We start from the raw sequence: 9,681 nt of genomic DNA, 5'->3' as shown, positions 1-9,681 counted from the left end.
GAGTACGCCGAGGCCGAGCGCGTTCGGCTCGACGCGCTGCGGGTCGCGGCGATCGAGGACCTCGCCGCGGCCGATCTCGAGCTGGGCCGCCATGCCGAGGCCGTCGACGGGCTCGGTGTCGTCGTCGACGCGCGGCCGCTGCGCGAACGGCCGCGTGAGCTGTTGATGCTCGCGCTGTACCGGTCCGGCCGGCAGGCCGACGCGCTGGAGGTGTACCGACAGACGCGCGGGCTGCTCGCCGGCGAGCTCGGCATCGAGCCCGGGCCGGACCTGCGCGAGATGCACCGCCGCGTGCTGGCCGGCGACCCGACGCTGGCCTCGACCGCGACACCTCCCGTGCCGCCGCCCGCGCAGCTGCCGCCGGACCTGCCCGACTTCACCGGCCGGGCCGAGGTGCTCGCCGGCATGCTCGACGCGCTGGCCCCGACGCCCGCGAGCGTGCCGGTGATCGGCATCGTCGGCCTCGCGGGTGTCGGCAAGACCGCGCTCGCCGTCCACACCGGACACGCCGGCGACTTCCCCGACGGCCGGCTCTTCGTCGACCTCGCCGCCTCGGCCGACCCGCTTTCCGCCCTGCTGCGCGGAATGGGCGTCGCCGTGCCCGAGGCGCCGGGCGAGCGGGCGGCGCTCTGGCGCACGCGTACCGCCGGCCGGCGGCTGCTCGTGGTGCTCGACGACGCGCGCGACGCCGAGCAGGTCCGGCCGCTGTTGCCCGGGGCGGGCGGCGCGGCCGTGGTGCTGACCGCCCGGCGGCGGCTGTTCGGACTCGACTACGTGCGCTGGCTCAAGCTGGACGGGCTGGCCGAGGACGAGTCGGTCGAGCTGTTGGCCAAGATCGCCGGTCCGGCGCGGATCCACGCCGAGCCGGCGCAGGCTCGCCGCTTCCTGCGGCCGGCATCCGGGCTGCCACAGGTGGTGCGGGCGATCGGTACGCGGCTCGCGTCGCGGCCGGACTGGACGCTCGCGACCGCGGCCGCCCGGATCGGACCGCCGCGGCCGGACGAGGAGCTGCGGCAGCCCGAGTGCGGGGCGATCGAGGCGCCGTACGAGTCGGCGCTGCGCGAGCTGACCTCCGCGCAGGCCAGGGCCTTCCGCCTGCTCGCGGTGCCCGACGGGCCGGACATCTCGCTGCGGACGGCCGCGGCCGTGCTGGAGCTGTCGGAGGCGGACGCCGTGCACCTGTTGGAGTCGCTCGCCGACGCGCATCTCGTCGAGCCGGGTGCGGGGGACCGGTTTCGCTACCTCGACCCGGTCCGCACGTTCGCCCACGGCCGCGCGCTCGTCGAGGACGGTGCGGCTGCCTGCGAGGCGGCGCTGGCCCGGTACCGGGCCGCGGCACAGCCGCGGTTGCTCTCGGTGTCGGGCCAGTGAGCTGTCAGACCGGGACGTCGACCATCTTCTTGCCGTCGGTGGTGACCACCTGGACCGACTTGACGGCGGTCGGGTCGACCAGGGCGGCGCCGTCCAGCGGCGTGCCCTCGGTCTCGCCCTCCTTGCCCACCCGCCAGCTGCCGGCCAGCACCGGCTCGCCGGAGCGCGGAATCACGAGCAGCTGGCAGTCGAGGCCGGCCCTGATCCCGCTGACGTCCGCGTGCACGGTGACCCAACCCATCTTCGGGGTCACGGTCACCGCCATCGTCGCGCCGGTGTCCGGGTCGGTCGCCTTCGCCTGAAGCGCGTTGTTCGGCACCGAGGTCGTCGGGCCGCCGGCGACCTGCTCGGGCGCGGTCTGCCGGCCGATCACGATGCCGCCGCTCACCGCGGCCACGAGCGCGACCGCCGCGGCGACGGTGATCGCCATCGGCGCCCAGGCGCGCCGCTGCGGCACGCCCTCGTCGCGGGCCCGGCGCAGCGTCCTCTGCAGCAGCATGTCGCCGCCGGCCGGGGGGCCGTCCATGAACGCCTCGGGCGGCACCTCGTCGAGGGCCAGCCGCAGGTTGGTGAACTCGCGGACCTCAAGCTGGCAGTCCGGGCAGCCGGCCACGTGGGCCTGCACCGCCGCCTGCTCCGCCGGGTCCAGCCCGCCCAGCGCGTACGCGGCGAGCAGAGAGGGGTCGTGGTCGACGGGGTTCATCGGGCCCCTCCCTTCTTGTTCGCGCCCTTGGCGTTCTTGGCGCCGAGCGTCGCTCGTAGCGCGCGGACGGCGTGGTAGGTCCTGGACTTGACGGTGCCCGGAGCGATCTGCAGCGCGGCCGCGGTCTCGTTCACGGTGTGGCCTCGGTAGTAGAGCTCGACGATGACCGCCCGGTGCTCGGGCGTCAGCTGGTCGATGGCGCCGAGCACGGTGATCGTGTCGACCACGTCGTCGGCGTGGTCGCGGCTCGGCGTGGGGATGTCCACCGGCTGGTTGACCTCGGTCGGCCGGACCGCCCTGGCCCGTGCGCGGTCGGTGATGATGTTGCGCGCGACGGTCAGCAGCCAGCCGCGGACCGAGCCGATGCCGTGCTCGAGGTCCTCGGCGTGCTTCCAGGCTCGCAGTAACGTCTCCTGCACGACGTCCTCGGCGGCGGCCCGGTCTCCCGTGAGGCGCACCGCGTACGCGAGCAGGCTGCGTCCGTGCTCGGCGTAGAGGGTGCGGATGAGTTCCTCACCGGGCACCTGCCGCGCACGGCGCGACTTCCTGCCTGGGATAGCCACGCTTGCCATCACCTGCCCGGGGATCCGTTCACGAGGCTGCACGGCAACGGCCCGGGCGAACCAGGCCGGGCCTCGATCGACGAGCAGGGTACTGGACAGGGATGCCGTCACAACAAACCACACGAACAGACGGCCTAACCGGTTCAACTTCGTTCTCAGCCCACATGCGTCGGCCGCCCGCCCAGAATCGTGGCCGCGATCGGCATGTCGCGCAGTTCGTCGGGCGGCAGGTCCCGCAGGTCACGACCGGTGAGGACGAGGTCCGCGGGATCGCCGACCTCCACCGTCGTGCGGCCGCCCGCGGAGGCCGCGAGCGCCGCCGGCAGCGACAGCGCCTGCTCCGGATGCCACGGCGGCCGGTCGTCGTCGGTGCGGGTCACCGCGGACGCGATGCCGTCCCACGGGTCCAGCGGGGCGACCGGCGCGTCCGAACCGAACTCCAGCCGGGTGCCGGCCTTGAGCAGGTCGGCGTAGGCGAACGCGCGTGCGGTGCGGCCCGGCCACTGCCGGTCGGCGACGTCGCGGTCGTCGGGCGCGTGGGCGGGCTGGACGCCGGCCACGACGCCGACCTCGGCGAAGCGGGGGACGTCGCTGGGGTTGAGCAGCTGGGCGTGCTCGATGCGCCCGTCGAGAACGCCCGCGGCGGCGAGCACGTCGAGGGCGATCCGGTTGGCCCCGTCGCCGATGGCGTGGAGGGCGGGGGAGATGCCGTGCTGGCCGGCGCGCCGGACCAGCGCCAGCAGCTCCTCCTCGGCCAGCAGCAGCTCACCGACGTACTCGTCGTCGGGGAACTCGCCGGGGTAAGGCTCGTGGCAGAAGGCCGTGCGGGTGTTGAGCGAGCCGTCGAGGAAGAGCTTGACCGGCCCGACGGTCAGCAGCCCGTCGCCGTCGGGAACGGGGTCGCCGGTGCGCAGGCCACGTTCGATCGCCCGGTCGAGCGCGAACCGCGCGATCACGCAGCGGATCCTTGTCGAGGGCGGGCGAACCGACAGCCGGCGCGTCCAGTCGGTGACGGTGTCGGCGTACTCGTAGTCGGCGATCGTGGTGACCCCGCGCGCGGCCGCGGCGTCGGTGGCGTCGAGCACCCATCGGTCGGACTCGGCCGGGTCGGGCGCGGGCAGCGCGGCGGTCACCGCCATCGCGTCGTCCTCGGTCAGCACGCCGGTCGGGTGCTCGCGGCCGACCAGCGTGAGCGCCTCGGTGTTGAGCCACACCGCGTGCAGGTCGTTGCTGAACACGGCGACCGGCCGGCCGGGGAAGGCGCGGTCGAGCAGGTTCTTGTGCGGCGGGATCCGCCAGAACGTCTCGTTGTAGTGCGCGCCGGTGAGCAGGTCGGTGTCGACGGGTGGCCCCTGCGCGGCGACGAGCAGCTCGACGGCGTGCGCGGCCGAGCGTGCGCCGGCCACCGAGACCCGCCGTCGGACGCCGGCCCACTGCAGCATGTGGGTGTGCGCGTCGACGAGCCCGGGCAGCAGCGTCCCACCCCGCCCGTCGAGCACGTCGGCGAACGCCTCGACCCCGTCCGGCACTTCCCCGACGGCGTCGATCGAGACGACCCGTCCATCCCCGACCCGCACGTCGGCGCGCCGCCCGGTGAGACCGATGGCGACGTCGCGCAGCAGAAGTGGTTTGTGCATCCGGGTCAACCTATCGCCCACCCGGCGAGCCGTCGGAACCGACGGTCGCCGACCACGTCAAGCGAGACACCGCTGACCTCCGGTGAGCAGCCCTAACGGTCCCGCGTGGTGCGGCGACTGACGTGTTGTCGAGAGATCGGAAGGGTTCATTACATGTCGCAGACCAAGGACGCCGTCGACACGTGGGAGATGGTGGTCGTCCACCGGCTGTTCCGGCGCGAGTTCGGCCTCGTGCCCGGGTTGCTCAGGAAGGTCGCCGAGGGCGACCGGGAGCGCAGCGCCGTGGTGGCCGACCACCTCGTGTTCCTCGTCGACGGGTTGCACCACCATCACTCCGCCGAGGACGAGCTGCTCTGGCCGCTGCTGCTGGAGCGAATCGGCGAGCTCGACGGCGAGCTCGTGCACCGGATGGAGACACAGCACGAGACCGTCGCCGCGCTGCTGGAGCGGGCGGGGGAGCTGCTCCCCGGCTGGCGCGCCCGCGCGGACAAGACCAGCGGCGAGGAGCTCGCCACCCTGTTCGAGGAGGCACAGGTCGCGCTGGACGAGCACCTGACGGACGAGGAGGACGAGATCCTCCCGCTGTGCTCGCGCCACCTCACTCAGGACGAGTGGGACGCTCTCGGCAAACGTGCGCAGGAAGGGCTGCCGAAGGGCGCCCGGGCCTTCGTGTCGCTCGGCAGCATCCTGGAGGGCGCGACACCGGACGAGCGCCGGCGGTTCCTCGCCCAGCTGCCGGTCCCGGCCCGCATGCTGTGGCGGGTGGTCGGCAAGGGCATCTACCGCCGGGAGGTCGTCCGGGTCCACGGCTCCTAGGGCGGCTCAGCGCCCCTGCCACCGCGGCGGGCGCTTCTCCGCGAACGCGCGAGCGCCCTCCTTGGCGTCCGCCGAGGCGAAGACCGGGCCGAGGAGCTCCCACTGCCGGTCGAACGCCTCGTCGGCCCGCCAGTCTCCCGACGCGGTGATGATCTGCTTGCTCGCGGCGATCGCGAGCGGGCCGTTCACCACGATGCGTGCGGCGAGCTCGCGGGCGCCGGCCAGCGCCTCGCCGGGCGCGGTGAGCCGGTTGACCAGTCCGTAGCGGTGCGCGTCGACCGCGTCGATCGGGTCGCCGGTGAGTGCGAGCTCCATCGCGACCTGCCGCGGGATCCGCTGCGGCAGCCGCAGCAGCCCGCCCGCGCCGGCGACCAGCCCGCGCTTGACCTCCGGAATGCCGAACTTCGCGTCCTCGGCGGCGACGACCAGGTCGCAGGCCAGCACGACCTCGCAGCCGCCGGCGAGCGCCCACCCCTCGACCGCGGCGATCAGCGGCTTGCGCGGCGGCGACTGGCAGATCCCGGCGAGGCCGCGGCCGGGCAGCGTCACGTCCTCGCCGCGCAGGAACGCCTTGAGGTCCATGCCCGCGCTGAACGTGCCGCCCGCGCCGGTGATGATCCCGAGCGTGACGTCGTCCCGCGATTCCAGCTCGTCGACGGCCCGCGCGATGCCCAGGGTCACCGCCCGGTCGATCGCGTTGCGCGCCTCGGGGCGGTTGATCGTGATCACGGCGACCCGGTCGGCGAACTCCGCCTGCACGACGTCGGGCATCGGCTCCTCCTCGGCGTCCTACGTGTCCAATGTGGACGGCGGTGGCCCGTTTGGCTCTGCTCAGGCGCCCGCGACGGTACAGTGACAGGAATTCACATCCTGTCACGCGCCGGAGGTGGGGCGTGGAGTTTCGACTGCTGGGACCGCTGGCGGCTGACCACGCGGGCACCAGGATCGAGCTGGGCGGGCCGCGGCAGCGGGCCGTGCTGGCCGCGTTGTTGTTGCGCGCCAACGAGGTCGCGAGCATAGCCCATCTCGTCGAGTCCGTATGGGACCGGCCGCCGGCGTCGCCGAAGACCAACCTGCGCACCTACGTGTCGAGCCTGCGCCGACGCCTCGGCCGCGACCGGGTGCTCACCCGCGAGGGCGGCTACCTGCTCCGAGTCGAGCCCGACGAGCTCGACCTCACCTGCTTCGAGGACCTGCTCGCCGAGGCCGAGGTCGCGTTGGTCCGGGGCGACGCGCGCCGGGCGGTGGACCGGTTCGCCCGGGCGCTGGAGCTGTGGCGCGGCGAGCCGGCCGACGGACTGGCGACGGGTCCACTGCTGCGCGCCGAGCTGACCCGGCTCGGCGAGCGCCGGCTCACCGCCGTCGAGCACCACAGCCAGGCCCGCATCGAGCTGGGCGAGCACCGCGCGGTCGTCGACGAGCTGCGGCCGCTGCTCGCCCGGCATCCGCTGCGCGAGGAGCTGTGGGCGCAGCTGATGACCGCGCTGTGCCGAGCCGGCCGGAGGGCGGAGGCGCTCGACGCCTACCTCGACGTGCGCCGCCGGCTCGTCGACGAGCTGGGCGTCGAGCCGGGTCCGCGGCTGCGCGCCGCGCACGCCGCCGTCCTGCGGGACGAGGCGACGCCGATGCTCGCGCCGGTGTGCCAGCTGCCCGCGGACGTCCCGGACTTCACCGGCCGCGCCGAGCAGCTCGGCAGCGTGCTGGCCGCGCTCGCGCCCGAGACGCCCGGCTCTCCGGCGCCGGTCGTGGTCGTCTTCGGCGGGCCGGGAGTCGGCAAGTCGACGCTGGCGTTTCGGGCCGCGCACCGGCTGGCCGGCGCGTTCCCCGACGGGCAGCTGTACCTGGACCTGGCCGGCACCTCCGACTCTCCGCGCGAGCCGGCTTCGCTGCTCACCGAGCTGCTGCGCGCGCTCGGCGTCACCGGCGCCGGCGTGCCGGACGAGGCGTCCGCCCGCGCCACGTTGTTCCGGTCGCTGTTGGCCGAGCGGCGGATGCTGCTCGTGCTCGACGACGCCGCGCACGGTGAGCAGGTGCGCCCGCTGCTGCCGGCCGCCGGCGGCTGCGCCGTGCTGGTGACCGGCCGGCGGCTGCTCACCGACCTCGCCGGTGCGCGACACGTCGAGCTGGGCGTGCTGCGCGAAGAGGAGGCGCACGACTTGCTCGCGAGCATCGTGGGCGCCGAGCGGGTGGCCCGCGAGCCGGCGGAGGCCGGCGCGATCGTGCGGGCGTGCGCGTGCCTGCCGCTCGCCATCCGGATCGCGGCGGGCAAGCTCGTCGGCCGGCCGGCGTGGCCCCTGCGGCTGCTGCGCGAGCGGCTCGACGACGAGGCCCGCCGGCTCGACGTGCTGCGGCTGGGTGACCTCGGCGTGCGGGCGAGCTTCCGGGCGAGCGTCGACACGCTGCCCGCCGCCGCCGTCCGCGCGTTCCAGCTGCTGGGCCTGCTCGGCCCGCAGACGGTGCCCGGCTGGGTGCTCGGCCCGCTGCTCGACCGGTCGGACGCCGAGGACGTGCTGGACACGCTCGTCGACGCGAACCTGCTCGCGCTGACCGGGATCGACGGCACCGGCTCGCCCCGCTACCGGCTGCACGACCTGCTGCGGGCCTACGCCGCCGAGGGCGCGGCGGACCTCCCGGAGGGCGAGCGCCAGGCCGCCGTCGGCCGGCTGCTCACCGCCTGGCTCACGCTTGCCACGCGGGTCGGCGAGCTGATGCCGGTGAGCCTGTTCCGGCCGCCGCCCCCACCCGACCTGCCGCCCGGTCCGGACCCGGCCGTGGACCCGCTCGCCTGGTTCGAGGCCGAGCGGTCCGCGCTGCTCGGTGCGATCCGCCTGGCGGTGGACTGGGGGTTCGACGAGACCGCCTGGCGGCTCGCCGCGACCGCGGGGCCGTTCTACGACGTGCGCTGCCTCTACGGGGACTGGCGCCAGTCCCACGAGCTCGCGCTGGAGGCGGTCCGGTCCGCGGGGAACGCCGCCGGCGAGGCGGTGCTGCGCCGCGGTCTCGGGCAGGTACACCTGTTCCGCGACCAGCTCGCCGCGGCCGCCGCGGAGCTGACCCGCTCGCTCGAGCTGGCTCGGCTGGCCGGCGACAAGCGTGCCGAGGGCTTGGCGGTCGCCGGCCTCGGCACGGTCGAGCGGATGCTCGGCCGGTACGACGCGGCTCTCGAGCGGGCGGAGACGGCGCTGGGGCTGGCGGCCGCGGCGGGGGACCGGCACCTCGAGGCGCAGCTGCGCAGCTCGCGGGCCACGGCGCTGGCCGGGCTCGGCCGGACCGAGGAGGCGGTCGCGTCGATCGGCGAGTCGCTGGCGCTGTGCCGCCGGCTCGGGGACACGCACCGGGAAGCCGTGGTGCTGCGCGAGAACAGCCCGCTGTTCGACCGCGTCGGCGACACCGAGCGTGCGCTGTCCGCACTGCGGCGGGCCATGGAGATCTTCGAGGAGCTCGACGACCGGCGGTGTGCGGCCTACACGCTGCTGCGCGCGGGCCGGCTGCACGCCGGGCACGGCAACCGCGGCGACGCCGTGGTGGCGCTCGAACACGCCGCGACGTTCTTCGCCGCCACCGGGAACGGGCTCGAGGAGGCGCAGTGCTGGGAGCTGCTCGGCACGCTGGCCGTCGAGGAGGACGACGTCCCCGCCGCGCGTGACCGCCTGACCAGGGCGCTGCTGCTGTGGCGGTCGGTCGGCGCGGGCGAGCGGGCGGTCAAGGTCGGCGAGGACCTTCGCCGCCTCCGCGAGCACTGACCCGCGGAGGCGACCGGCCGCCCCCCGGCGGAGCCGCGGCGACCCCCAGGATCGCCCCGGTCCCTAGCGGCAGCGTGCCTGCCCGGTCGCCCAGATTCCGCCCAGACCACGGCCGGGCAGCTGAGAGACGCGGGCCCGCCCCGGCAGGCCCGCGCCCCGGTCTCGCTCAGCCTCCGTTGACCAGCTGGATGTAGTAGTCCCAGTTCCAGTGCGGACCCGGGTCGGTGTGGTCGTTGCCCGGCACCTCGTTGTGGCCCACGATTCCCGACCGGTCCTTGGGGATCCCGTAGGTGTCGCACAGCCACGCGGTCAGCGCCGCCGACGAGCGGTACATCGCGTCGGTGAACCACGACGGGTCGTCGACGAAGCCCTCGTGCTCGATGCCGATCGAGTACGGGTTGCCGGAGCGCGCGTGCCACGCGGTGTCCCCGTCGGCGACCATGTGCGTGACCTCACCGTCCGCCGAGCGCACCACGTAGTGCGCGCTCACCTGCGCGTCCGGGTTCTGGAACCAGCTGATCGTGCCGGCGTACGACCCCTGCGTCACGTGGATGACGACCGTGGTGATCGCCGAGTTCCGGCCGGAGGAGTAGTTGGCGTCGCTCGCCGGGTTCCAGATGGAGTTTGGGTAGTCCCGCGCGCCGACGTCGCGGGGCGTCTCGTCCAGCGCGCGCACGCCGGCGAACCGGCCGAGCTCCGGGCGCACCGCCTGGCCCGGCACCGCGACCTCCTCGGCGCCGGCCGGCGCCCGCACACCCGACCGCAGCAGGTCGTACACCGTGTCGGCGTACATCTTGGCCACCCGGTCGTCGGTCGCGCCGCCGTGCGCCGCGACGACGGGGTACCAG

At 74.8% G+C, this 9,681-nt stretch carries 8 protein-coding genes; 3 read left to right on the top strand and 5 right to left on the bottom strand.

Going from position 1 to position 9,681, the window contains the following annotated elements:
• Nucleotides 1-1,371 (top strand): BTAD domain-containing putative transcriptional regulator (locus ACRDSK_RS27900; RefSeq protein WP_431444311.1); only part of this gene is annotated, 1,371 nt, incomplete at its 5' end.
• 4 nt (nucleotides 1,372-1,375) lie between these two features.
• Here the strand turns inward: ACRDSK_RS27900 and ACRDSK_RS27895 are convergent.
• From ACRDSK_RS27895 to ACRDSK_RS27885, 3 genes are all read right to left on the bottom strand, one after another.
• Nucleotides 1,376-2,074, bottom strand: a complete 699-nt coding sequence (locus ACRDSK_RS27895; protein ID WP_431444310.1) for an anti-sigma factor family protein — start codon at nucleotides 2,072-2,074, stop codon at nucleotides 1,376-1,378.
• Nucleotides 2,071-2,637: a sigma-70 family RNA polymerase sigma factor gene (locus ACRDSK_RS27890; RefSeq protein ID WP_431444308.1), complete on the bottom strand. Its 567-nt coding sequence runs from the start codon at nucleotides 2,635-2,637 to the stop codon at nucleotides 2,071-2,073. The genes ACRDSK_RS27895 and ACRDSK_RS27890 overlap by 4 nt, the downstream gene beginning before the upstream one ends.
• Nucleotides 2,638-2,792: 155 nt before the next feature.
• Complete coding sequence (locus ACRDSK_RS27885; protein ID WP_431444307.1) at nucleotides 2,793-4,274, bottom strand: amidohydrolase; 1,482 nt, start codon at nucleotides 4,272-4,274, stop codon at nucleotides 2,793-2,795.
• 153 nt (nucleotides 4,275-4,427) lie between these two features.
• On the opposite strand from ACRDSK_RS27885, the gene ACRDSK_RS27880 reads away from it, so the two are divergent.
• Nucleotides 4,428-5,090, top strand: a complete 663-nt coding sequence (locus ACRDSK_RS27880; protein WP_431444306.1) for a hemerythrin domain-containing protein — start codon at nucleotides 4,428-4,430, stop codon at nucleotides 5,088-5,090.
• Nucleotides 5,091-5,096: 6 nt separating this feature from the next.
• On the opposite strand, the gene ACRDSK_RS27875 is transcribed toward ACRDSK_RS27880, so the two are convergent.
• Nucleotides 5,097-5,861: a crotonase/enoyl-CoA hydratase family protein gene (locus tag ACRDSK_RS27875; protein WP_431444305.1), complete on the bottom strand. Its 765-nt coding sequence runs from the start codon at nucleotides 5,859-5,861 to the stop codon at nucleotides 5,097-5,099.
• A 122-nt stretch (nucleotides 5,862-5,983) separates the two neighbouring features.
• On the opposite strand from ACRDSK_RS27875, the gene ACRDSK_RS27870 reads away from it, so the two are divergent.
• Entirely contained in the window at nucleotides 5,984-8,833 is a 2,850-nt protein-coding gene (locus tag ACRDSK_RS27870; protein ID WP_431444304.1) for a BTAD domain-containing putative transcriptional regulator, read from the top strand.
• 166 nt (nucleotides 8,834-8,999) lie between these two features.
• On the opposite strand, the gene ACRDSK_RS27865 is transcribed toward ACRDSK_RS27870, so the two are convergent.
• Nucleotides 9,000-9,681: N-acetylmuramoyl-L-alanine amidase (locus ACRDSK_RS27865; protein WP_431444303.1), on the bottom strand; the 682-nt coding region annotated here is incomplete at its 5' end.

It is taken from the genome of Actinophytocola sp., from assembly GCF_050699915.1.
Taxonomy (GTDB): Bacteria; Actinomycetota; Actinomycetes; order Mycobacteriales; family Pseudonocardiaceae; genus Actinophytocola.
The sequence above is the reverse complement of the archived record's forward strand: the minus strand, read 5'-3'. Positions and strand labels throughout refer to the sequence as shown.